Origin of the sequence: Shimia thalassica, assembly GCF_001458215.1 — a bacterium.
Classification (GTDB): Bacteria; Pseudomonadota; Alphaproteobacteria; order Rhodobacterales; family Rhodobacteraceae; genus Shimia; species Shimia thalassica.
Window position 1 is genome coordinate 21,883 of the sequence record NZ_CYTW01000003.1, and the last position, 22,362, is coordinate 44,244.

The 22,362-nt window shown below is 57.4% G+C and carries 24 protein-coding genes; 6 read left to right on the forward strand and 18 right to left on the reverse strand.

Annotated features, from left to right (window positions below; genetic code table 11):
- Window positions 1–63: 63 nt before the first annotated feature.
- The gene (locus tag PH7735_RS13255; RefSeq protein ID WP_058311889.1) at window positions 64–1,086 is read right to left on the reverse strand and encodes a TRAP transporter substrate-binding protein; all 1,023 of its coding nucleotides are present in this window, start codon (window positions 1,084–1,086) and stop codon (window positions 64–66) included.
- A 70-nt stretch (window positions 1,087–1,156) separates the two neighbouring features.
- A complete protein-coding gene (locus PH7735_RS13260; RefSeq protein ID WP_082645246.1) occupies window positions 1,157–3,196 on the reverse strand; it encodes an FAD-dependent oxidoreductase in 2,040 nt (679 codons plus the stop codon).
- Between the two features lie 103 nt (window positions 3,197–3,299).
- Here PH7735_RS13260 and paaG point away from each other — a divergent pair, with 103 nt between their 5' ends.
- The 4 genes from paaG to PH7735_RS13280 are packed head-to-tail and all read left to right on the forward strand — an operon-like array spanning window position 3,300 to window position 6,438.
- A complete protein-coding gene (gene paaG / locus PH7735_RS13265) occupies window positions 3,300–4,085 on the forward strand; it encodes a 2-(1,2-epoxy-1,2-dihydrophenyl)acetyl-CoA isomerase PaaG (protein ID WP_058311890.1) in 786 nt (261 codons plus the stop codon).
- A 2-nt stretch (window positions 4,086–4,087) separates the two neighbouring features.
- On the forward strand, window positions 4,088–4,513 hold the full coding sequence (paaI, locus tag PH7735_RS13270) for a hydroxyphenylacetyl-CoA thioesterase PaaI (protein ID WP_058312248.1): 426 nt from the start codon (window positions 4,088–4,090) through the stop codon (window positions 4,511–4,513).
- 14 nt (window positions 4,514–4,527) lie between these two features.
- Window positions 4,528–5,838, forward strand: a complete 1,311-nt coding sequence (gene paaK / locus PH7735_RS13275; RefSeq protein ID WP_058311891.1) for a phenylacetate--CoA ligase PaaK — start codon at window positions 4,528–4,530, stop codon at window positions 5,836–5,838.
- 3 nt (window positions 5,839–5,841) lie between these two features.
- Window positions 5,842–6,438: a TetR/AcrR family transcriptional regulator gene (locus PH7735_RS13280; RefSeq protein ID WP_058311892.1), complete on the forward strand. Its 597-nt coding sequence runs from the start codon at window positions 5,842–5,844 to the stop codon at window positions 6,436–6,438.
- 74 nt (window positions 6,439–6,512) lie between these two features.
- Here PH7735_RS13280 and PH7735_RS13285 read toward each other — a convergent pair whose 3' ends face one another.
- Window positions 6,513–7,574, reverse strand: coding sequence for a Glu/Leu/Phe/Val family dehydrogenase (locus tag PH7735_RS13285; protein WP_058312249.1), 1,062 nt, complete (start codon window positions 7,572–7,574; stop codon window positions 6,513–6,515).
- A gap of 135 nt (window positions 7,575–7,709) precedes the next feature.
- Here PH7735_RS13285 and PH7735_RS13290 point away from each other — a divergent pair, with 135 nt between their 5' ends.
- Window positions 7,710–8,168: an Lrp/AsnC family transcriptional regulator gene (locus PH7735_RS13290; protein ID WP_058311893.1), complete on the forward strand. Its 459-nt coding sequence runs from the start codon at window positions 7,710–7,712 to the stop codon at window positions 8,166–8,168.
- Here PH7735_RS13290 and PH7735_RS13295 read toward each other — a convergent pair.
- The gene (locus PH7735_RS13295) at window positions 8,165–8,611 is read right to left on the reverse strand and encodes a PACE efflux transporter (RefSeq protein ID WP_058312250.1); all 447 of its coding nucleotides are present in this window, start codon (window positions 8,609–8,611) and stop codon (window positions 8,165–8,167) included. The two genes, PH7735_RS13290 and PH7735_RS13295, sit on opposite strands and share 4 nt — an antisense overlap.
- Before the next feature lie 78 nt (window positions 8,612–8,689).
- Between PH7735_RS13295 and PH7735_RS13300 the strand changes: the two genes are divergently transcribed.
- Window positions 8,690–9,190 carry a MarR family winged helix-turn-helix transcriptional regulator gene (locus tag PH7735_RS13300; protein WP_058311894.1) on the forward strand — a complete coding sequence of 167 codons (501 nt, stop codon included), beginning with the start codon at window positions 8,690–8,692 and terminating at the stop codon, window positions 9,188–9,190.
- A gap of 73 nt (window positions 9,191–9,263) precedes the next feature.
- Here PH7735_RS13300 and PH7735_RS13305 read toward each other — a convergent pair whose 3' ends face one another.
- From PH7735_RS13305 to hmgA, 14 genes are all read right to left on the reverse strand, one after another.
- The gene (locus PH7735_RS13305) at window positions 9,264–10,022 is read right to left on the reverse strand and encodes a Phenylacetic acid catabolic protein (protein ID WP_058311895.1); all 759 of its coding nucleotides are present in this window, start codon (window positions 10,020–10,022) and stop codon (window positions 9,264–9,266) included.
- A 13-nt stretch (window positions 10,023–10,035) separates the two neighbouring features.
- Window positions 10,036–11,112: a 2Fe-2S iron-sulfur cluster-binding protein gene (locus PH7735_RS13310; protein ID WP_058311896.1), complete on the reverse strand. Its 1,077-nt coding sequence runs from the start codon at window positions 11,110–11,112 to the stop codon at window positions 10,036–10,038.
- Between the two features lie 126 nt (window positions 11,113–11,238).
- Complete coding sequence (gene paaD / locus PH7735_RS13315) at window positions 11,239–11,700, reverse strand: 1,2-phenylacetyl-CoA epoxidase subunit PaaD (RefSeq protein ID WP_058311897.1); 462 nt, start codon at window positions 11,698–11,700, stop codon at window positions 11,239–11,241.
- Window positions 11,701–11,751: 51 nt separating this feature from the next.
- Window positions 11,752–12,516 (reverse strand): 1,2-phenylacetyl-CoA epoxidase subunit PaaC, encoded by a 765-nt coding sequence (gene paaC / locus PH7735_RS13320; protein WP_058311898.1) that lies wholly within the window; start codon window positions 12,514–12,516, stop codon window positions 11,752–11,754.
- On the reverse strand, window positions 12,516–12,800 hold the full coding sequence (gene paaB, locus PH7735_RS13325; RefSeq protein WP_058311899.1) for a 1,2-phenylacetyl-CoA epoxidase subunit PaaB: 285 nt from the start codon (window positions 12,798–12,800) through the stop codon (window positions 12,516–12,518). The genes paaC and paaB overlap by 1 nt, the downstream gene beginning before the upstream one ends.
- A gap of 21 nt (window positions 12,801–12,821) precedes the next feature.
- Window positions 12,822–13,814, reverse strand: coding sequence for a 1,2-phenylacetyl-CoA epoxidase subunit PaaA (paaA, locus tag PH7735_RS13330; protein WP_058311900.1), 993 nt, complete (start codon window positions 13,812–13,814; stop codon window positions 12,822–12,824).
- Window positions 13,815–13,829: 15 nt separating this feature from the next.
- Window positions 13,830–15,032 (reverse strand): 3-oxoadipyl-CoA thiolase, encoded by a 1,203-nt coding sequence (pcaF, locus tag PH7735_RS13335; RefSeq protein WP_058311901.1) that lies wholly within the window; start codon window positions 15,030–15,032, stop codon window positions 13,830–13,832.
- A 271-nt stretch (window positions 15,033–15,303) separates the two neighbouring features.
- Window positions 15,304–15,942, reverse strand: coding sequence for a maleylacetoacetate isomerase (gene maiA, locus PH7735_RS13340; RefSeq protein ID WP_058311902.1), 639 nt, complete (start codon window positions 15,940–15,942; stop codon window positions 15,304–15,306).
- Between the two features lie 76 nt (window positions 15,943–16,018).
- Window positions 16,019–16,564, reverse strand: coding sequence for a VOC family protein (locus tag PH7735_RS13345; RefSeq protein WP_058311903.1), 546 nt, complete (start codon window positions 16,562–16,564; stop codon window positions 16,019–16,021).
- A 6-nt stretch (window positions 16,565–16,570) separates the two neighbouring features.
- Entirely contained in the window at window positions 16,571–16,771 is a 201-nt protein-coding gene (locus PH7735_RS13350; protein ID WP_058311904.1) for a DUF2783 domain-containing protein, read from the reverse strand.
- A gap of 5 nt (window positions 16,772–16,776) precedes the next feature.
- The gene (locus PH7735_RS13355; protein WP_058311905.1) at window positions 16,777–18,399 is read right to left on the reverse strand and encodes an FAD-dependent oxidoreductase; all 1,623 of its coding nucleotides are present in this window, start codon (window positions 18,397–18,399) and stop codon (window positions 16,777–16,779) included.
- Window positions 18,400–18,538: 139 nt separating this feature from the next.
- Window positions 18,539–19,489, reverse strand: coding sequence for an MBL fold metallo-hydrolase (locus tag PH7735_RS13360; protein ID WP_058311906.1), 951 nt, complete (start codon window positions 19,487–19,489; stop codon window positions 18,539–18,541).
- An 80-nt stretch (window positions 19,490–19,569) separates the two neighbouring features.
- On the reverse strand, window positions 19,570–20,832 hold the full coding sequence (gene fahA, locus PH7735_RS13365; protein ID WP_058311907.1) for a fumarylacetoacetase: 1,263 nt from the start codon (window positions 20,830–20,832) through the stop codon (window positions 19,570–19,572).
- Window positions 20,833–20,915: 83 nt separating this feature from the next.
- Window positions 20,916–22,277 (reverse strand): homogentisate 1,2-dioxygenase, encoded by a 1,362-nt coding sequence (hmgA, locus tag PH7735_RS13370; RefSeq protein WP_058311908.1) that lies wholly within the window; start codon window positions 22,275–22,277, stop codon window positions 20,916–20,918.
- Window positions 22,278–22,362 lie beyond the last annotated feature (85 nt).

Genomic DNA, 22,362 nt, shown 5'->3' on the forward strand with positions numbered 1-22,362 from the left:
GTCGTTCGAGGGGAAGAAGGAGGAAAGGCCCGGCGCAAGAGACCGCCGGGCCAGATGTACTGCTTAGTAAGCAGACATTTCTTTCGCGATCATGTCATACGCCGCCTGGCCATCGATGCCGGCTTCGGTCACTTCCGCGATCACTTTGGCGCGCACGTCAGCTGCGATAGCGTTGAACTTTTCCAGATCAGCGGCCGATGCAGCGTTGATAGCGTTGCCTTCGGTCGACATGGTTGCTTCACGGCCGATGCCATCGATTTCGTCCCAGACTTTGCCGATTTCACGCGACAAAGGCTCGCCAAAGACTTTTTCATCAAGCGCTTTTTGCAGGTCTGCTGGCAGATCGGCAAAAGCATCTTCGTTCATGATGAATGCGAACGACCCACGATACAGACCACCGGGAACTTCATACACGTTCTGTGCAACTTCGGTCAGCTTGAAACCTTTGCGCGATTCAAATGGCATAACCACACCGTCGGCGGCGTTCGAAGCAAGGGTTTCATAAACCTTTGGCGCAGGAACAGCGATACCGGTTGCACCCAGAGCCGACCCAACGTCGCCACCAACACCGCCTGGAATACGAACTTTCATGCCTTCGATCTGCGACATGTCAGTAACCGCAGCGTTGGAATGCAACTGCGCCGGGCCGTGTGTGTGCAGCGCGATCAGCTTAACACCGCGGTGCTCGTTCGCTTTCGACAGGTACTGCTCGTAGGCGCGCCAGTAAGCAACAGAAGCAGCTTCAGCCGAACCTTCATAACCGGGCAGCTCGATCATTTTTGTCGTTACAAAACGACCAGCCTGATAGCCGTGGAAAATGATAGAGGCATCCGCAGCCCCATCCATGATCAGGTCCATTTGTGCAGGGGGAGGGGCAATGCCCAGCTTCAGTTCTGCAGTAACCTTACCGTCTGTGGCCTCCTCGACCATTTCGACGAACTTGGGCCACATCTTTGCGTTGATGCCGTGCGTGGGCGGAGCCCAGCTCGAGATAACCAATGTGTGGTCTGCGGCAAAAGCAGTAGCCGCGGACAGAGCCATAGTGGCACCTGCGAGAAGCGATGTAATTTTTGAGAACTTAGCCATGAGATCCTCCCTAAATGGCAATTCGTTGTTGTGTTAACCGTTGATTTTGTAACTATCAACGATATTCGGTTCACTTTTCAAACCGCCCTGAATGTGGGGCGATACTCCAAGAGTTCGGGCTTTCATCAGCTACCAACTGCATGAATTTCTGCGATTTTTCCCAACCGATTTCGGTGGCGTACTTCATTGGGCCGCCCCGCCAGCGTGGAAAACCATAGCCAAAAATCTTGACCATATCGACATCGGCGGGCCGTTCGGCGATTCCCTCGGCCACGATCATGGCACCTTCGTTGGCCAGAACGGCCAAAAGACGGGATGAAATCTCGTCGTCGCTAAAACTGCGCCGGTCGATCCCGTGTTCTTCGGAATAGGCCACGACAAGGGCTTCAACTTCGGGGTCTCGAAGGGGCGCGCGGTTGCCGTCTTCGTACCGGTACCAGCCTTTTCCGCTGCGCTGACCCAAACGATCCATTTCGCAAAGTTGGTCTGCGATGGTCACATAACGTTCGTCCGGATGTCTGGTTGCGGCCTGACGTTTGCGGTTGGCCCATGCAATTTGCAGCCCCGTCAGATCCTGCATTTCATACGGCCCCATAGGCAGCCCCATGTTGCGCATCGCGGCGTCGATTTGATACGGGAACGCCCCGTCAGCAAGCAGATAATCCGCCGCCCGCCGATAAGCCGCGAGCATACGGTTGCCAATGAAACCGTCACAGATGCCCGACAGAACCGAGACTTTCCGAAGCTTTTTCCCAAGGGCGAAACCGGTGGCCAGAACCTCTGCGCTGGTGTCAGGGGTTTTGACGATCTCAAGCAGTTTCATAATGTGGGCCGGGCTGAAAAAGTGCAGCCCGACACAGCGCGACGGGTTCTCGATACCGTCGAAAATCAATGTCGGATCAAGATATGACGTGTTGGTCGCAAGAATCGCGTCCGGTGACATGACGGCGGACAGTTTTTGGAAAACATCGCGTTTGACGTCGACGTCTTCAAACACGGCTTCGATCGCAAGCGGCGCCTGCGCGGCCTCGGCATAGTTGGTGACCGCGCGAAAGGCGTCTTTACGCGCCTCAAGCGCCGATGCAGACATCTTGCGCCGTTTATGTGCCCCATCCAGCAGGCCGTGCACGCGTTGAACGGCGGTCTCTGCCGCCTGCTCATCGCGTTCAATCAGCGTGACCGACAGGCCCGCATTCAAAACAGCGGTGGCGATGCCTGCTCCCATGAGGCCACCACCCACAACAACAAGCGAGGTGATCTCGCGTGGCATTGCATCCTTGATGGCGCTGGGTTTGGACACCTGACGCTCGGCGAAAAAAGCATGGCGCAATGCGCGGCTTTCCGCACTTTGACGCAGTTCAAGATGGCGTGCGCGCTCTTTGGGTTGCCCCTCGGCAAAAGGTGTCAGCGCCCATTGCAGCGCCGTCAGGTTTTCAAGAGGAGATTGCTGCCCCTTGGCGCGTTTCGTCAGTTCCGCCCGTTTCGTGTCGATCAGGTCTGCGGCAAAGGGCGGCACCTCGCGCAACCGGACCGCTGCTGGGCGCTCGGGCAAATCCGCAACAAATGCAGCAACTGCGGCGTTCAGGTCTTCGGCAACCACATCAATGCCGCCCAAGGCCAGCATTTCATCCGCTTTCACGATCTTGCCTGCACAGGCGATATCAATCGCAGCCACCATCCCCACCAATCGCGGCAAACGTTGCGTGCCCGCCGCACCGGGAATAAGCCCAACATTGACCTCGGGCAGGCCGAAACCTGTTCCTGTGCGCGCAATCCGCCAGGCACATCCCATTGCGATCTCGAAACCCCCGCCCAGCACATTACCATGCAAAGCGGCGATAAAGGGCACGGGGCTGTCTTCGATCATCTGGACCACGTCGGGCAGGTGGGGTTCGACCGGCGCGGCGTCGAATTCTGACATGTCGCCACCGGCAACAAAGGTGCGTCCGGCACAGGTCAGGACCGCGACCCGCGCGCCTTGAACGGCCGCGACTGCATCGGCCAATCCTTGGCGAACCGCTGTCGATGTCGCGTTGACGGGCGGGTTGTTGATCTCCACCCATGCCACATCATCCTGATGCGTGACCGTGACTGTGTGATTTTCCGACATGCACAATTTTTCCGCGTTCTAAGAATCAATCTTCATGACTTTTATTGACCAACCGTTCGGTTTATGCAAGATGAGATTGAAATGATCGCCAAGGGAGGGTGTGGTGAGCAATACGATTCTTGCGCAGAACAATGGAAATTGGGTTGAAATTACCCTGAACCGTCCGGATCGTCTGAATTCGTTCAATGACGAGATGCACCTAGCCTTGCGCGCCGCGCTTGAAACGGCACGGGACACTGGCGCGCGTTGTGTGTTGATCACCGGCGCAGGGCGCGGCTTTTGTGCGGGGCAGGATCTCGGGGATCGCGACCCGTCCAAGATGCAGGGCAAGCCCGATTTGTCCAAGACTGTCCGGACCTTCTATGCGCCGCTGGTGAACCTGATCCGGTCGCTGGACTTTCCCGTGATCTGCGCCGTCAATGGCGTTGCGGCAGGGGCAGGGGCCAACGTGGCATTGGCCTGCGATGTGGTTTTGGCCGCCGAAAGCGCAAAATTCATCCAGTCGTTCTCGAAGGTCGGTTTGATTCCGGACACGGGCGGATCATGGCATCTGCCCCGCTTGTTGGGTGAGGCGCGCGCCAAAGGCCTCGCCTTCACGGCACAACCCCTCAAGGCACAACAGGCCGAGGACTGGGGGCTGATCTGGAAGGCGATTCCCGATGCGACCCTGATGGACGAAGCCCGCAAAATGGCGGAACAATTTGCCAACGGCCCAACCTTGGGTCTGGGGCTGACGAAACAGTGCATTCAGGCCGCTGCCGTCGACACGCTGGAAGATCATCTCGAAATGGAAGCCGACGCGATGAAAACCTGCGGCGAAAGTGATGACTACGCCGAAGGTGTGTCCGCCTTTCTTGAAAAACGCGCACCGGAGTTCAAAGGGGCATGACATTGACCCCGAAAGAAATTGCCGAAAAATCTGCGGCGGCCATGTGGGCTGGCGACCGCGCGAGTCAGGATCTTGGCATGTCGATTGCCGAGGTCGACGAAGGCCGCGCCGTTCTGAACCTGACTGTCGCCGAGCGTCACGCCAACGGGCACGGCATCTGTCACGGCGGAATAACCTTTGCACTGGCCGACAGCGCTTTTGCCTTTGCCTGCAACAGCCGCAATCAATCGACAGTCGCACAGCACAACATGATCAGCTATCTCGCGCCGGGTCGTCTTGGTGACGTCCTGACCGCGACCGCAACCGAGCTGAGCCTCACAGGGCGCAGCGGAATTTATGACGTCAAAGTCACCAACCAAAACGCCATTGTGATCGCAGAGTTTCGGGGCTTTTCCCGCGCGATCAAAGGCCAGCTATTCGAAGAATAGGCGAGGAGGACACCATGAAAGACCTTACCCCCAACAAAGCCGATCTTGATCCGATCGAGATCGCTTCGATTGACGAAATCCGCGCGACCCAGCTCGAGCGCCTGAAATGGTCGCTCCGCCACGCCTATGACAACGTGCCAATGTATAAACAGCGCTTTGACGAGGCCGGCGTGCATCCCGACGATCTCAAGGACCTCAAGGATCTGGCCAAGTTTCCGTTCACCTATAAAAACGACCTGCGCGACAACTACCCTTTTGGCCTGTTTGCCGTGCCGCGCGATCAGATCATCCGCCTGCACGCCTCGTCCGGCACAACCGGCAAACCCACCGTGGTCGGCTATACCAAGAACGACATTTCGATGTGGGCCGACGTGCTGGCACGCTCGCTGCGCGCCTCGGGTCTGCGTGCGGGCAACACGGTGCACAACGCTTACGGATACGGGTTGTTCACTGGTGGTCTGGGCGCGCACTACGGGATCGAACGTCTTGGCGCCACCGTTGTGCCCATGGGCGGCGGACAGACCGAGAAACAGGTCGGTCTGATCACCGATTTCAAACCCGATGGCATCATGGTGACCCCGTCCTATATGCTGAACATTCTCGAAGGCTTCCACAAAGCCGGTCTTGATCCGCGCGACAGCTCGTTGTCGGTGGGCGTGTTTGGCGCAGAACCGTGGACCAACGCCATGCGCAAAGAGGTCGAAGCCGCCTTTGATATGCATGCCGTAGACATCTATGGCCTGTCGGAAATCATTGGGCCCGGCGTTGCAAACGAATGTGTCGAAACCAAAGACGGCCTGCATATCTGGGAAGACCATTTCTTCCCCGAGATCATCAACCCCGCAACGGGCGAACCGGTCGAGGATGGCGAAGAAGGCGAGTTGGTCTTTACCACCTTGACCAAAGAAGGCATGCCCATGGTCCGCTACCGCACGCGTGACCTGACCCGACTGATGCCGGGATCTGCCCGCTCGATGCGTCGTATGGAAAAAATCACCGGCCGCAGTGACGACATGATTATTCTGCGGGGCGTGAACGTGTTTCCGACACAGATCGAAGAACAGGTTATGGCCACAGGCGGCCTCACTCCACACTTCCAGATCGAGCTGTATAAATCGGGCCGCATGGACGCGATGCGCGTCCTCGTCGAGGCAACACCGGACGCGGCGGACAACCTGTCCAAAACTGCGTCGGCCCGCATGCTGACCAAACACATCAAGGACATGGTGGGCGTTTCGACCGAGGTGATTGTCGGTGATCCGGGTGAAGTGGCCCGTTCCCAAGGCAAAGCAGTTCGTGTTATCGACAGTCGCGACAAGGAGTAAGTTTTGGCCCGCACAATCGCAAAAGACCACGACCAGAAGCGTGAGCAGATTCTGACAACCGCCGCAAAGGTGTTCGCAACCGAAGGGTTCGACCGCGCCTCGATGGCGATGCTGGCGCGAGAGTGCGGGATCTCCAAAGCGAACATCTATCACTATTATGACAGCAAAGACGCGTTGCTGTTTGATATTCTGGAAACCTATCTTCGCGAACTCCGGGACCGCATTTGCGGGATCGATATCGAAGGGCTGACCCCAGAGGAAAAGCTGCGCCGCGCCGTTGCGGAAACGCTGCAAGCCTATCAGGGGGCCGATCATGAACATCAGGTTCAGATCGGATCAATGTCGGCTTTGCCGGAAGATCAGCAAAAACTGCTGCGCGGCTATCAGCGCGACATGGTGATGTTTATGCGCGATATCGTTGCCTCGAACGCATCCACGGTGTTCGAACAAGACCCGGAAAAGCTGCGGGCAACGACGATGTCGGTCTTCGGGATGCTGAACTGGTACTACATGTGGAATTCCGGCGCAGGCACCGCAGCACGCGAAGAATATGCTGATCTGGTCACCAATCTGACACTCGGGGGCGTCAACGGCCTCTGAATTGATAGGACTTCAAACAAAACGCGCCGGCAGAAACCCTCTGCCGGCGCGTTGTCGTTTCTCACGCCGCTTGTTCAGGCCGCTTTCGAGGTCACGACTTCGTCCACGATTTCTGTAGCGACATCATTGGGGCTACAGTTGCGCTGGGTCGCACGTTGGAAAATCCGGTTAAGCGTGTCGTCCAGTGCCGCCAGTTTCTGATCAACAAAGCTGGCGCGGTCTTCGATCTCAAGAATTTCGGTTGCAACGTTGATGATGCCGCCAGCATTGGCAACATAGTCCGGCGCATAAAGAATGCCGCGCTTGTGCAGTGCCTCTCCGTCTTTATCGCTTGCCAGCTGGTTGTTTGCGCCGCCACAGACCGCCGCGACCTTCAGGTCGGCAATCGTTGCGGGGTTCAACACGGCCCCGATCGCACATGGGGCAAGGATGTCTGCCTCGACCGACAGAATGCCCAGAGGATCGGCCGCAACCGCCTCAAATGCGTCCACGGCGTCTGCAATGCGGGCATCGTCGATGTCTGTCACGATCAATTTGGCACCGGCGTGATGCAGCATTTTACACAGGTGGGCGCCGACGTGCCCCAATCCCTGAACCGCGACAACGCGACCGGCCAGATCCGCAGTGCCAAACCGGTGATGTGCGGTGGTCTGGATTGATTGAAAAATACCGCGTGCGGTAATGGGGGACGGATCGCCGCTGGCAAATTTACCATCGGCAAGACCGGCCACATACCGCGTCTCCTCGGCCAGAATCGCCATGTCGTCAGGGGTCATACCCATGTCTTCGGCGGTCCAATAACGCCCCTCAAGCGTGTTGATCGCGCGGGCAAAGGCGCGCAACAGTTCCGGAGTTTTAAGTTTTGCAGGGTCCCCCATGATGACGGCCTTGCCGCCTCCCAAGGGCAGACCGGCGGCCGCGTTCTTGTAGGTCATGCCACGGGACAGCCGCAGAACATCTTCGATCGCCGCGTCCTGACTGTCATAGGGGCGCATACGCAGCCCGCCCGCCGCGGGGCCAAGCGCCGTTGAGTGCACCGCAATAAAGCCGATCAGTCCGGTCGCGCGATCTTCAATTCGCAAAACGGTTTCATGGCCTGGGGCAAAGACATGTGTGATGTTCAGTGGCGAATTCATAATGGGGGCTTCCTCTTCCTGCGTGGCGCACAAATTGACACAAAGGTCTGAGAGGTTTTCTCCAAATTTCACTCTTCGGTGTTTCAATGTTGGAGGATTCCGCTAAAATTGCGTATAAAGTTAGGGGAGAGCATCATGGATGCGATTGATCGTAGAATCATCAAGGTGTTGCAAATCGACGGTCGTATGAAGATCGCAGAGCTGGCCGAAACGGTCGGATTGTCTGCCACCCCCTGTGCCCGCAGGCTTGAACGGCTGCACAAGGACGGCGTCATCACCGGATATTCCGCCCGCGTGGATGCGCAAAAACTCGACTTGCCGGTGACGGTGTTTGTCTCTGTCGAATTAGAGCAACAAGCCAGTGGAGGCGTGGATGCCTTCGAACGCGCAATACGGGCCTTTGACGAAGTGATGGAGTGTCACCTTATGACAGGGTCGCGCGATATATTGCTGCGCATCGTCGTGGCGGATCTGAACGCCTTTGACCGCTTCCTTGAAAACAGGCTGATGCGCGTGCCCGGCATTCGCAACATGCGGTCGAACTTTGCCCTGCGCACGATGGTGCGGCGCGATGTGCTGCCGGGGCTCGATTAACACGACATCCCGTCCGCGACGTCGGCCGCGCGGCGTGGCACCGGAAACACCACGTCATATGCCCAATTAAAAACAAAGGCATAGGCGAGGAAAAAGACAGACAACCCGATATCGAGCATGAAAGCGTCCCAATAGGTCATCGACAGCCACCATGCGATGACAAACAGGCCCACGATCAAAAGCCCCCCTTCGAACAAAAGCGCATGCACAATCCGAAGCCCCACACCACGAGGGGCCATGTCGCGCACCCGATTGTCCCACTGATCAAACATCCAGTTGTAAACCAGATTCCAGCTCATCGCGATCAGGCTCATCATCAGGCCAAGCACCCCCAGTTCGGTTGGAGCATGGCCTGTGATCCATGCGCCAAACACCGCCAGCAAAGTCAGCGCAATCCCTTCAAACAGGACAGTGTGGCGAATGCGATCCTTGAGCGTGCGCATCTGATTTACCTTTCTGGAAAGATTTATATCCATATAGAACCGGTTTATCTTTCTGGCAAGATACATTAGGCTGAAGTCATGAAAAAACTGACAATCGCAGAAATCGTTGCGGGCAACCGAGAGCACTGGCCCGAGGTGGACACACCCACGTCGATCACCATCATCGCTCTGATCCGGCTGAACGATCTGGTGATGGAGCGTTACAAGGAAATCCTGCTGGGCTACGGGCTGACGCAGGCCGGTTTTGAAGTGCTCGCAACCCTGCGCGGATTGCCCGAACCCAACTGTCTCACGCCCACCGAACTTTACCGGTCCATTCTGATCACCTCGGGCGGTATGACCAAGGTGCTCAAAGGGCTCGAGGAAAACGCCCTGATCCTGCGCAAGAGCAATCCCGACGATCAACGCAGCCGCTTTGTCCAGCTGACCGACAAAGGCCGCGCTCTGGCAGAGGCCTCGATGGAGGCCGTCAGCCAGGAAGAGCAGAAGATGCTGGAAAGCGCCCTGACACCCCAGCAGATCGCACAACTGTCCAGCGTTTTGATGCGCACGGTGAACAAACTCGAAAGCACAGACTAACCCCTGTCACCAAAAGAAAACGGCCCCAAAGCCACCGCTTCAGAGCCGTTTCAAGTGATGCAATTTCTGTGGCTTAGCCAGCAGTCATACCAAGGTTTTCAAGAACGGCCTTTGTCTCGGCGCCCCAGCGCGCCTTGAGATCCGCATTCGCGGTCTTGCGCAGGCCCATCCCTTTCAGGCTTTCAGCCTTGGCAGAGGTTGCCGACCCAAACGATGCCGCAACACGGGGCCACCAATAGTCGACGCTGGCTTGCAATGTGGCTTTGTCTTCCGTCTCGAGAAGCTTTTGCAATCCTTCCTCGGCCAGTTCCGCGTGACGTGCCTCAATCGGGGCAATCGCGCGAAATGCTTCGGCCAGAGGCTGATAGGACACCATCGAGAATTCGGCCATCTGCACGGCAACAGCACGCCCCATCAACAGGTTCATCACAACGGCATCTGCCCAACCCGCAAGGGGATAGTTGAACACCGCAAGACGCATGTCCTGTTCGGTGCGCGAGGCCCCGATGTCGGCGTCACGCTCCAGACGTGCCGTCCACGGATGGTGGTTGGCATAGCGGTTTCCGTCGACACCGAACTCGCCCATGATTTTCAACACGCGATCCGCGTTGTCGGTCTTTTCCAGCACGATCTTTGCCGCGGCGATCCGTTCCTTGATGCCGGGGCCTGCGTTGATGATATCGGCAAACCCCGCAGCACCAGCCAGTTCCGAATCCACGAATGTGGTCATCAGCTTCATCAATTCCGCACGATAGCGCGGCGGTACGTTTGACGGGTTGGTCAGAACGCCACCCGCAGCAAGATAGCTTTCAATGCTCATATCTTCGGCCATGATCTGTCCTCCCTTACTGATCAAAGTCGACAACAACGTTGTCGGTCACGGGATAGGATTGGCACGACAGGACATAGCCCTTTTCGACCTCGTAATCCTCAAGCGCGTGGTTGGATACCATTTCCACTTCACCTTCCAGAACACGGCACCGGCAGGTCGAACACACACCTGCCTTACAGGCAAAAGGCGCGTCCATCTTGTTGTCCAGAGCGGCATCCAGAATGGTGGTGTCTTTGGGCATTTCAATCGCTTGGGTCGACCCATCCAGCGTAATGGTGGCAGAGGCCTGATTGGCACCTGACGCGGCATTCTTGGACACGGCTTTGCGTTTCGCACGTCCGGGCTGGGACGATGCAAACAGCTCGAACTTGATTTGCGCGTCGGTCAACCCGCCGGTGCGCAGGGCTGCAGCGATCCCCAGCATCATCGGCTCTGGGCCACAAATGAACGCGGTGTCGACAGAACCGATATCGATCCATCCGGTCGCGAACAACTGGGCGCATTTATCTTCTGTGACCAGACCGGTGAACAGGTCGATTTCCTGCGCGTCGGTTTCCAGAATGTGAATGACGTTGAAGCGCCCCATATAGGTGTTCTTCAGGTCTTCAAGTTCCTCGCGGAACATGATCGTGTTCACGCCTTTGTTGGCATAGACCAGCGTGAAGGTCGAATTCGGCTCGGCCGCCAGCGTGGTTTTCAGGATCGACAGAACCGGCGTGATGCCCGATCCACCCGCAAATCCGAGATAGTTCTTTTCGTTGCCTGCATCCAGTGCGGTAAAGAAACCGCCCATCGGGGGCATGGCCTGTACCGTGTCACCGATTTTCAGGTCTTCATTGGCCCAGGTCGAAAACGTTCCGCCATCGACACGCTTGATGCCGACTTGCAGGATTCCGTCGTCCTTGCCAGCGCAGATCGAATAGGACCGGCGCAGCTCGTCACCGTCAAAATCCTGACGGAAGGTCAGATACTGGCCTTGGGTGAAATCGAATGCCTCGGCCGCGCCATTAACGGGCTTCAGCGTCACGACAACGGCGTCGCGGATGGTTTTTTGGATGTCAGTGACTTCCAGATCGTGGAAACGTGCCATGTAGGATCCTCCCTAAGGCGTTTCGAGATTGAGTTGGATACCGACTTGATCTCGAAACGCTCGAAACCTTTCGGTGGTGTGGGCGTTTCGCCAAGTTTTCGTTGCCGTAAACATGCCGAAACGCTTTTAGATGCACTTGAAATATTCAAAGGGTTCAAGACAGTCCTGACAGCGCCATTGTGCCTTGCACGGGGTCGAGCCGAACTGGCTCAGCTTTTCGAGATGTGTGCCGCCGCAATGCGGGCAGCGTTGTGGGCCTCCCGCCGGTTGCGGCGGGGCAATCCCGTATTTCTCAAGAGCGGTGCGGGCCTTGTCGGACATCCAGTCTGTCGTCCACGCCGGGCTCAGCTGTTGCTTGAGTTCGATATGGTCGAGCCCGCAATCGCGGAGCTTGGTTTCGATGTCCATGTTGATCATCGATGTGGCCGGACAGCCGGAATAGGTCGGGGTCACGGACACCACACAGGTCTCGCCATGAAACTCCACGTTCCGGATAATGCCGAGATCGACCAGTGTAATCACGGGAATCTCGGGATCGGGGATGGTCTCCAACCATTCCCAGACCTGTTTGACACTTGGCTGGGTCATGTCCTTGCTCCTTGTGAGGGTGGGGCCTTGGTGACCAAGGCCCCCATCGCGTCACCACTCGCAACCGGGATAGGCGCGCTGCAACCACTGCATCGACGTCAGAAGATGCCCCAGATGCTCGGTGTGCATATAACCGGTACGACCACCCTTGTGGGCGTATTTGCTGGCCGGAATGGTCAGCGTCGCATCGGCCAGAACCTTGCCCACCAGCGCGTCATATTCTTCGCGCAAGCTGGCCGGATCGGGCGCAATGCCTGCTTCTGCCATGGCGGCGTCCACATCGTCACTTGCAAAGAATTCACCGACATAGGGCCAGAGGTAATTCAGCGCCTCTTGCATGCGTGCGTGGCTTTCCTCGGTGCCGTCACCCAGACCCACAACCGTGTCAGCGGAACGCTCGACATGATAGGCCACCTCTTTTGAGGCTTTGGCGGCAATCGCGGCAACAGTTTCGTCCGACGACTTCATCAGGCGACCCATCAGAACCGACTGGAAGGCGTCAAACAGGAACTGGCGCAGCAATGTGCGGCCAAAGTCGCCATTCGGCAACTCGGTCAGCAGCACATTGCGGAAATCCCACGCGTCGCGCAGAAACGCGAGATCATCAGCCGATTTGCCTTCGCCCTGCACGTCGGCGGCATAACCCAGCCACATCTGCGTCTGCCCGATCAGGTCCAGCGCAGTGTTGGCCAGTGCAATGTCTTCTTCCAGAATGGGCGAGTGACCACACCATTCCGATACGCGGTGCCCGAGGATCAGGGTGTTGTCCCCCTGACGCAGCAGGAACTGCAGCAGTTTTTCTTGATCGACAGCCATTACATGTGCCCCACTTCATCGGGGATGTCGAAGAAGGTCGGGTGACGATACACCTTCGACTCGGACGGTTCGAACAACGGGCCTTTTTCACCCGGTGCGGTGGCGGCGATGTGGCGGGCTTCAACAACCCAGATCGACACGCCTTCATTGCGACGGGTATAGACGTCGCGGGCGTTCTTGATCGCCATCTCGGCGTCCGGTGCGTGCAGTGATCCAACGTGACGGTGGCTCATTCCATGCTGACCGCGGATAAAGATTTCCCATAGGGGCCATTCGTTTTTCATAGGGTTGTCCTCCTCAGGTACTTATTCAGCTGCAACTTTGGCAGCGGCTTTTTTGCGGGCATGCGCCATCAGACCATCACGCACCCATTGACCGTTGTCCCATGCGGCGACGCGATCATTCAGACGATCCACGTTGCAGGGGCCATTGCCGCGGATCACGTCCATGAACTCGTCCCAATCGGGATCCGAGAAATCATAGTGGCCGCGTTCTTCGTTCCACTTGATGCCCTCGTCCGGCAGGTCGAGACCCAGATATTCGATCTGCGGGATGGTCTGGTCGACAAATTGCTGGCGCAGCTCGTCGTTGGATTTGACCTTGATCTTCCACGCCATCGACTGTTCCGAATGGGTGCTGTCGCTGTCATGCGGGCCGAACATCATCATCGCCGGGAACCAAAGACGGTTCAGCGCATCCTGCGCCATCTTCTTTTGCGCAGGTGACCCGAAGGCCATCTTCATCATCGCGTGATAGCCTTGACGCGCATGGAAGCTTTCTTCCTTGCAGATACGGATCATCGCGCGGCTATAGGGGCCATAAGATGTCCGCTGCAGCGCCACCTGGTTCACAATCGCCGCGCCATCAACCAGCCAGCCAACCGCGCCGATATCGGCCCAGTTCAGCGTGGGATAGTTGAAGATCGACGAATATTTCATGCGGCCCTCGTGCAAGAGCCGGACCAGCTCGTCACGTGTCTCGCCCAGCGTTTCCGCCGCCGAATACAGGTACAAACCATGGCCCGCTTCGTCCTGTACTTTCGCCAGCAGGATCGCCTTGCGCTCCAGCGTGGGCGCACGGGTGATCCAGTTGCCTTCGGGCAGCTGGCCCACGACTTCCGAGTGCGCATGCTGGCCCATCTGGCGGATCAGCGTGGCGCGATAGTCGTCAGGCATCCAGTCACGGGGCTCGATCTTGATGTCGTTGTCGATTTTGTCTTGGAACTCACGTTCCTGTTCGGACATGTCCTCGCGGGATGTAATGCCAGAGCGGGCTGTTTTAATGAGCTGTGCATACATAGCAGGTCTCCTCCCTTATACGCGTTCGAGAATGATGGCGGCACCTTGACCGACACCAACACACATGGTGCACAGCGCATAGCGCCCACCGGTGCGTTGCAATTGATAAGCGGCCGTCAGCACAAGGCGCGCACCGGACATACCCAGCGGGTGCCCCATGGCAATCGCGCCGCCATTGGCATTTACATGGGGGGCGTCATCCGCCACGCCAAGTTCGCGCAGGGTTGCGAGACCTTGTGACGCAAATGCCTCGTTCAATTCTATCACATCCATCTGGTCGATGGTCAGGCCGGCACGCGCCAGAACCTTTTGGCTGGCGGGGACGGGGCCAATACCCATCACGCGCGGGGCCACACCGGCGGCAGACATGCCAACAACACGTGCCATCGGTGTCAGGCCGTTTTTGGCGGCGGCGGCTTCACTGGCCAACAGGATTGCGGCAGCCCCGTCATTCACACCCGAGGCATTGCCCGCGGTTACGGTTTTGTCGGGGCCATTCACGCCCTTCAGACCACCCAACTTTTCGGCACTTGTACCGGGGCGGGGGTGCTCGTCTGTGTCAACGATCACCGGATCGCCCTTGCGTTGCGGAACGCTCACGGCGGTGATTTCGTCGGTAAATACACCGGCCTCATGCGCAGCCGCCCAACGGGCCTGGCTGGTGGCGGCGAACTTGTCCTGATCTGCGCGGCTGATGCCGTAATCTTCGGCGACATTATCCGCCGTCTGGGGCATCGAGTCGGTGCCGTACATCTCGTGCATCTTCTTGTTCACAAAACGCCACCCGATGGTGGTGTCAAAGACGGCGTTGGCACGGGTAAAGGCGCTGGTGGCTTTGGGCATCACGAAAGGTGCGCGGCTCATGCTTTCCACACCGCCTGCGATTGCCATGTCATAGTCACCGGCCTTGATGCCACGTGCGGCCATGCCCACGGCGTCCATTCCGGACGCGCACAAACGGTTTACAGTGGTGCCCGGTACATCAATCGGCAAACCTGCCAGCAGTGCCGCCATCCGCGCCACGTTGCGGTTGTCTTCGCCCGCCTGATTGGCCGAACCATAAATCACATCGTCGATGCTGGCCCAGTCAACTTGGGGGTTGCGCGCGACCAGTGCGGCGATGGGGGCCGCAGCCAGATCGTCTGCACGTACCGAAGAAAGTGCGCCGCCATACCGCCCGATCGGGGTGCGGGTTGCGTCACAGATGAATGCGTCCATGGGGATTACCTTTGTCCTGTTCATCGTCGGATAATAGCCGACCGCATGGTCGGGATAGCCCAGAGGGCGATTCGTAGCAAGTTAAATGTTACTCATTTTTGATAAATGGAAAAATTTGGTAACGTAATGGGGGTGAAGTGCTGACCCGTTCTGTGGATAAAACAACGCCCCCGGCGTCATTTGACACAGAGGGCGCTCGGATCGCGGCTAAAACTGGCTGGTACAAACCGGACAATCGGGCCGGAAGTTTTGTACAAAATGAACAAAAGGCCTATTTCGGTGCCACCGCATCAGGATAGGCCGCAGCAAAAGCAGGATGGGCTGCACAGGCCTTTTCGACCGCAGTGATGCGCGTGCAATCATCAAAGGCCACGCCCCAGCGATGCGCGTTGTAAAGTTGAGGCATCAGACAAAGGTCCGCAAGGGACGGCGAGTCACCACAACAGAACGGCGCCTGTTCGAACTCGGCCAGAAGGCTTTCAAAGGCTTGCAACCCATTGGGAATAAAGTGTTTCATCCAGTCCACCTTGGCCTCTGGCTGATCCGGCAACAGTTTGGAAACATGCGCGACGACACCCAGATTACAGACCGGATGCACATCAACCGCCACACTATGGGCGACAGCGCGCACCTTGGCGGCCAGCACCGGATCGCTTGGCAGCAGGCCCAACTCTCTGGTTTCATTAAGATAATCCAGAATGGCCAGCGATTGTGTAAAGCTGTGCCCATCAATTTCCAGCACCGGCACCAACCCCTGCGGATTGCGCGCGACGTGGTCGTCCGACTTGTGTTCGCCCTTCACCAGATCCACCGAAATGGCCCGATATTCGATCCCCGCAAGGTTCAACGCGATGCGCACACGATAGCTTGCAGATGAACGCCAATAGTCAAAAAGGATCGCTTCGGTCATGTGTAAGTTCCTGAGAAAAAGGCAACAACCGGCCACGAGGCCGGCTGTTCTTTCATAAAGCAATTTGCTTGCGAAGTTAAGCGTCTTTGTTCAGCTCTTTGGCATGCAGCCAATCCGCATGTTTCGGGGCTTTCTTGGTGACGGACCATTCGTTCAGCATGTCCCATTTCACCGCGTCCATCCGCTCGAGCAGGGCTTCTTCTTCGGGATCGGGGCAGGCCAGTTCAACACGGTGGCCGTTGGGGTCGAAGAAATAGATCGAGTGGAAAATCGAGTGGTCGGTCACGCCAAGAACTTCGACGCCTTCCTTTTCAAGATGCTCCTTGAACTCGATCAGCGTGTCACGATCTTTTACTTTGAAAGCAATGTGTTGCACCCAGATCGGCGTGTTCGGATCACGGCCCATTTCGGGTTTTGTCGGCAGTTCAAAGAACGCCAGAACGTTGCCGTTCCCTGCATCAAGGAACAGATGCATATAGGGGTCGGGCTCGTGTGTGGATGGAACATGGTCTTCGGCGATTGCCAGAATGAAATCCATGTTCAGCATTTTGCCATACCACTCCACGGTTTCTTTCGCGTCTTTGCAGCGATAGGCGACGTGATGAATTTGTTCGACTTTCATCGGGTGTTACTCCTCGGATTTGAGCGCGGCTGCCGCCAGCGCCTGAGACAGTGTCGCGCGGTCTCCAATGTGGTTCGCCATCACCAGAACAAGGCGGGCATTCAGCGCCTGGCTGTCTGCGTCGGACAGGCCTTCGTGGGTGGCAATCAACTCGGCATAGAAATCGTCTACGCCATCGATATTCGGGGTCAGGATAAGATCAGACATCAGGATTACTCCTTGCCAGTGGCGCGGCGAATGGCGGCGCGGATCTGGTTTTCATCAAAGTTGGGACGGCGTGCGGCGACGTGTTGATCGGGGCGGATCAGGTAGACGCCCGCCGGGCAGTCGCCCAGATACCGCTCTTTCAACAGCAGGCTTGGATCGTCATGGGTCGACAAGGCCAGCCGACGCACGGTGATGCCGGACTCTTCGATTTCATCGGGTGCATCGGTGTCGATGGTCAACAGGATGAATTCATTGCCCAGCTTGGACAAAAGATACCCGTCTCCCAAAGGAACATCGGGGCAGGGCGAGCCGGGGCGCGTGCGTGCCGGTCCATCCAGCGCATCTGCCGAATTCAGTGCGGACCCGTCATAGGTGCATGGCACCGACAGGCGCCCAGAGTTCACCATGGGACGCGCGAATTCATAGTGCTCTGACAGGGCCAGAACCGAGTCTCGCAGCAAGGTCGACATGGCAGACTTCGGCGTGATGAAGTCGGTCGACCGTGTCGAGTTCAGGATGTTTTCGTCCGCACCGTGTACACGCTCGGTGTTATAGGTATCCAGCAGGCTTTCGGGGGCTTTGCCCTCGATGACCATGCCCAGTTTCCAACCAAGGTTGTCCACGTCCTGCATGCCCGAGTTCGCGCCACGTGCGCCAAAAGGCGAAACCTGGTGTGCGGCGTCACCGGCAAAGAACACACGTCCCTGAAGGAAGCTGTCCATGCGTTTACATTGGAAGGTATAGATCGAGGACCAGACCATGTCGTATTCAACGCCTTTGAGGAAGGCATCGAGACGGCGGCGGATGTTTTCCTCTTTCATTTCTTCCTTGCGGTCCACATCCCAACCGATCTGGAAGTCAACACGCCAGACATCGTCGGGCTGGCGGTGCAGCAGCATCGAGGCACCTTCGCCGTGCGAGGGTTCAAACCAGAACCAGCGCTCAGTCGGGAAGTCCACATCGCCCTTCATTTTGATGTCGGCAATCAGGAAGCTGTCCTGGAATACCTTGCCGGTAAAGTCATAACCGAGCATCTCGCGCAGGGGCGACGACGCCCCATCACAGCCCACAAGCCAGTCGGCCTCCATTGTGTAGGGGCCGTCCGGTGTCGAAACCTCCAGCACAACGTGGTCTTCCTTGACCGTCACATTGTCGATGCGGTTTTTGCCGCGAATTTCAATCGGGGCGCCCTGGGCCTGAAGCTCGCGCAGGCGTTCGATCTGGAAGCTTTCAAAGTAAGGCTGTTGCAGGTTGATAAAGGCCGGATACTTGTGACCTTCTTCAGGCAGCAGGTTGAATTCGAAAACCTGATCGTCCTTGTGGAAAACCTTGCCCACGTTCCAGACGACGCCCTTATCGAGCATCGGTTCACCACAGCCGTAGCGGTCTGCGATCTCGAGACAGCGTTTGGCAAAACAGATCGCGCGCGATCCCATGCCGACGCCTTCGTGGTCATCCAGCACAACAACCGGAATGCCCTGAAGCCCAAGGTCAAGAGCGGTGGCAATGCCAATCGGCCCGCCGCCCATCACGACAACGGGGTGGCGCACAGGTGTGTCTTTGTCCTGATCTGCTGACCGTTCGTAAGGATAAAGCTTGTAGGCCAGAGTATATCTGTCATCAAACATGGGGTAGTCTCCTCCAAAATTCGGGCGCACTTTTCGAAGCCATGGCCGCGCATGACGCCAATGAATGCCATTGTATTTCGCGCCGCGGCCTTGTGCGCTGATCTGAAACAAGGCGCACAAGACGAGGCTGAGTAGTGGTTTAGCCTTGCAGCGCTTCCCACATTTCCAGATCGCGTTGCGCGGTCCAGATGCGTGGGTGCGCGATGCCGCGGGCTTCGTCATAAGCGCGGGCAACGTTGAACGGCAGGCAGTGTTCGTAAATCGCATAGTCGGCGAATTTCGGATCACATTCGGCGCGAACCGCATCCCATGCTTCTTTCAGAGACCCACCGCGAGCAGCAACCTTGGCTGCAGGCAGATAAGTGCTCTGAACGAAGTCGCGGGTGCTTTCGATGGCGCGTTCCACGGCGTCTTTGCCAACCAGCGCACCGCCACGACCGGGTGCGATCGCATCCACGTCATAGGCTTTGATATTGTTGAGAGTCTGACCCCAGTCCGCAAAATGGCCGTCACCACAATAACAGGCCGAGTGGTCTTCGACGATGTCGCCGGTGAACATGACGTTCTGGTCTGGCACGTGGATGACTGCGTCGCCGGCTGTGTGGGCACGGCCGATCTGTTTGATGTTCACGCGGCGCTTGCCGAGGAACACGGTCATTTCATCGCTGAAAGTGGTGGTCGGGAAGGTCAGTCCGGGAATCGACTCGTGACCTTCGAACAGGCGGGGGAAGCGTTGGAATTCACTGTCCCAGTCTTCCTGACCGCGCTCCAGCACCATGTTGTAGGCGGCATTTGACATGATGACCTGTTGGGCCCCAAAGGCAGACGCGCCCAGCACGCGCACCGCGTGATAGTGTGTCAGAACAACGTGGGTGATGGGTTTGTCGGTGACCGAACGCACGCATTCGATAACTTTGTTGGCCAGGCGAGGCGTTGCCTGAGCCTCGACGATCATGACGCTGTCGTCGCCGATGATGACGCCCGAGTTAGGGTCGCCTTCGGCCGTAAAAGCGTACAAGCCTTCGCCGATCTCGTCGAAAGTGATTTTCTTTTCGGTCATGTCCCCTTGGGACGCGAATGCTTTTGCCATTGTGTGTTTCCTTTTTCGGTGCGCCCGCCGGGCGTTTGGGACGCCGCCGGCGGGAGTATTTGGGAAGAGATGAAGTTGGTTTAGCCTTTGGCAGGCCATTCAACAGCCGGAAGGATTTTGCCGGTGCAATCCCCAAAGCCGATGCTGAACCCGTCACCCTTGGCTGCGCCGCGCAGGGTGAGCGTGTCGCCGTCTTCGATGAATGTGCGGGTTTCGCCAGTGTCCAGTGTGAACGGCTCGCGACCGGCCCAGCTCATCTCCATCAACGAACCGTATTCGGTTTTGGTTGGACCTGAAATTGTGCCCGATCCCAAAAGATCGCCTACATTCATCGCGCAACCGCCAACCGCGTGGTGACACAGTTGCTCCGCGGCAGAATAGTACATCCGGTTATAGTTGGTCTCGCCGACGATGCTGGCTTTTTCAGCACCTTCAGGCTGCATAAGAACCTGTAGTTCGATGTCGTAGAGGCCGTCTTTGGAGCCATCGAGGTAGGGCAGAAGTTCCTTTTCACGTTCCGGAGTAGGCGCGCGGAAGTCTTCCAGGGCGGCGGCTGTCACGATCCACGGGCTGATAGAAGTGCCAAAGGCTTTGCCTTGGAACGGGCCCAATGGCTGGTATTCCCAACCCTGGATGTCGCGTGCGGACCAGTCGTTCAGCAGAACATAGCCAAAGATCATGTCATCGGCTTCGTCCACGGTGATCGGTTGGCCAAAGTCACAGGGCTGGCCAACAATCGCACCCATTTCAAGCTCGATATCCAGACGCATCGAGGGGCCAAAGCTTGGCATCTCGGCATCGGGGGCCTTGCGCTGGCCATTGGGTCGGTGGATCGGTGTGCCCGAAACCACAACCGACGACGCGCGACCGTTATAGCCGATTGGAATGTGCAACCAGTTGGCGGGCAGATCAGGCGACCCGCGCAGGATTGCACCCATGTTGGCGGCGTGTTGGCGGCCTGCATAGAAATCCGTGTATTCGCTCACGGCAAAGGGCATGTGCAATGTGGCATCTGCCATCGCAACCAGATGGGGTTCCGTTGCGGCCTGTTCGTCGCTGCCTTCTGCCAGCAGTGCGGTAAGACGGGCGCGCAGCTCGGCCCATGCGTCGGGACCCAGATCCATCAGATCGTTCCAGTAGGGCACGTCAAAGACCGGAATTTCACTCAAGGCCACAAGCCCGGCTTGTTCAGCCGAGGCCATGTCCAGGATCATGTCACCAATCGCAACGCCGCACCGCTCTTCGGTGCCTGCAACAGAGAACACACCATAAGGCAGGTTGTTCAGCGGGAAGGGGTGATTTGCGTCGTTGGCCGAAGCCACCCAGCTTTTCAATAGAGGCAAAGCTCTCTCCATTTTTCGTGGCCTATGTGTGAGGCCGAATTCATCAATTTCCGAAGGTAGGTTTGGGGTGTTCCCCAATGAGCCTACTTTTTGCCGGGGGTGCCGTCGAATTTCTTCTCAATGTCGACCCAGCAGTCGATATAGTCGTCCTGCAGTGGGGCTTCACTTGCGGCAAATCCGGTCAAGTGTTGTGGGAAGCGTGTTTCGAACATGAAGGACATGGTGTTGTCCAGCTTTTCGGCGGTCAGATCTGCATTCGAGGCGCCCTCGAACGCGTTCTTGTCGGGGCCGTGCGGCAGCATCATGTTGTGCAGCGACATGCCGCCGGGGATGAACCCTTGGGGCTTGGCGTCGTACTGGCCATAGATGTTGCCCATCAGCTCGGACATGATGTTCTTGTGATACCACGGTGGGCGGAATGTGTCCTCGGCCACCATCCAGCGCTCGCGGAACAACACAAAGTCGATGTTCGCGGTGCCCGGCTGACCCGAAGGTGCGGTCAGGACGGTAAAGATCGAGGGATCGGGGTGATCAAACAGGATCGCACCGACAGGGCAATAGGTGCGCAGGTCGTATTTCACCGGCGCATAGTTGCCGTGCCATGCCACAACATCCAATGGGGACTGGGCGATTTCGGTTTTGTGAAACTGTCCGCACCACTTTACGGTCACTGTCGACGGGACTTCGCGGTCTTCAAAGGCGGCTACGGGCGCTTTGAAATCACGCGGGTTGGCCATGCAGTTCGCGCCGATCGGGCCACGACCGGGCAGTTCGAATTTCTGGCCATAGTTTTCGCAGACAAACCCACGTGCCGGACCTTCGAGAACTTCGACACGGTAAAGCAGGCCGCGGGGAAGAATGGCGATTTCCTTTGGCTCGACATCAATGATGCCCAGCTCGGTTGAAAAACGCAGAACGCCCTCTTGTGGCACAACCAGCATTTCCGAGTCGGCCGAGAAAAAATAGTCATCCTCCATCGAGGTGTTGACCAGATAAGTATGCGTGGCCATGCCCACTTGGGTGTTCACATCACCCGCGGTGGTCATGGTGCGCATGCCCGAAATCCATGTGAGCGCATCTTCACTGTGGGGAACAGGGTCCCAACGGTATTGACCCAGTGAGATCACGTCAGGGTCTACGTTCGGGGCAGATTTCCAGTAAGGCACATCAATTTTTGTATAGCGATGCGAGTGCTTGACCGACGGGCGGATACGATAGCACCAGGTCCGTTCGTTCTGGTGAGATGGTGCCGTAAAGGCGGTGCCGGACAGCTGTTCGCCATAAAGCCCGTAATTGCATTTTTGCGGGCTGTTCATGCCCTGCGGCAGTGCACCGGGCAGAACCTCGGTTTCATAATCATTGCCAAACCCTGGCATATACCCTTCATTTGGACCTTCCAGAGAAGGGGCAACTTGCATCCGGGTGGGATGAGCCAAATCTTTCATCGCGCGTTCCTTAGTGACAGTTTCTGTCGAATTTGGTTGCTTTGGTAATAGTTGTTTTTGTAACTAACAAGCAGGAGGATACTGA

Bases quoted from the DNA above. Each gene is read 5' to 3' on its own strand.
- PH7735_RS13360 (WP_058311906.1), bottom strand. From the start codon at position 19,489: ATGGCAAAAGCATTCGCGTCCCAAGGGGACATGACCGAAAAGAAAATC.
- pcaF (WP_058311901.1), bottom strand. From the start codon at position 15,032: ATGGACGCATTCATCTGTGACGCAACCCGCACCCCGATCGGGCGGTAT.
- PH7735_RS13355 (WP_058311905.1), bottom strand. From the start codon at position 18,399: ATGTTTGATGACAGATATACTCTGGCCTACAAGCTTTATCCTTACGAA.
- paaA (WP_058311900.1), bottom strand. From the start codon at position 13,814: ATGTATGCACAGCTCATTAAAACAGCCCGCTCTGGCATTACATCCCGC.
- PH7735_RS13255 (WP_058311889.1), bottom strand. From the start codon at position 1,086: ATGGCTAAGTTCTCAAAAATTACATCGCTTCTCGCAGGTGCCACTATG.
- PH7735_RS13295 (WP_058312250.1), bottom strand. From the start codon at position 8,611: ATGCGCACGCTCAAGGATCGCATTCGCCACACTGTCCTGTTTGAAGGG.
- paaC (WP_058311898.1), bottom strand. From the start codon at position 12,516: ATGGCTGTCGATCAAGAAAAACTGCTGCAGTTCCTGCTGCGTCAGGGG.
- PH7735_RS13350 (WP_058311904.1), bottom strand. From the start codon at position 16,771: ATGTCTGATCTTATCCTGACCCCGAATATCGATGGCGTAGACGATTTC.
- PH7735_RS13345 (WP_058311903.1), bottom strand. From the start codon at position 16,564: ATGAAAGTCGAACAAATTCATCACGTCGCCTATCGCTGCAAAGACGCG.
- paaK (WP_058311891.1), top strand. From the start codon at position 4,528: ATGAAAGACCTTACCCCCAACAAAGCCGATCTTGATCCGATCGAGATC.
- PH7735_RS13300 (WP_058311894.1), top strand. From the start codon at position 8,690: ATGAAAAAACTGACAATCGCAGAAATCGTTGCGGGCAACCGAGAGCAC.
- PH7735_RS13290 (WP_058311893.1), top strand. From the start codon at position 7,710: ATGGATGCGATTGATCGTAGAATCATCAAGGTGTTGCAAATCGACGGT.
- PH7735_RS13305 (WP_058311895.1), bottom strand. From the start codon at position 10,022: ATGGCCGAAGATATGAGCATTGAAAGCTATCTTGCTGCGGGTGGCGTT.
- PH7735_RS13310 (WP_058311896.1), bottom strand. From the start codon at position 11,112: ATGGCACGTTTCCACGATCTGGAAGTCACTGACATCCAAAAAACCATC.
- paaB (WP_058311899.1), bottom strand. From the start codon at position 12,800: ATGAAAAACGAATGGCCCCTATGGGAAATCTTTATCCGCGGTCAGCAT.
- maiA (WP_058311902.1), bottom strand. From the start codon at position 15,942: ATGACCGAAGCGATCCTTTTTGACTATTGGCGTTCATCTGCAAGCTAT.
- hmgA (WP_058311908.1), bottom strand. From the start codon at position 22,277: ATGAAAGATTTGGCTCATCCCACCCGGATGCAAGTTGCCCCTTCTCTG.
- paaD (WP_058311897.1), bottom strand. From the start codon at position 11,700: ATGACCCAGCCAAGTGTCAAACAGGTCTGGGAATGGTTGGAGACCATC.
- PH7735_RS13285 (WP_058312249.1), bottom strand. From the start codon at position 7,574: ATGAATTCGCCACTGAACATCACACATGTCTTTGCCCCAGGCCATGAA.
- PH7735_RS13260 (WP_082645246.1), bottom strand. From the start codon at position 3,196: ATGTCGGAAAATCACACAGTCACGGTCACGCATCAGGATGATGTGGCA.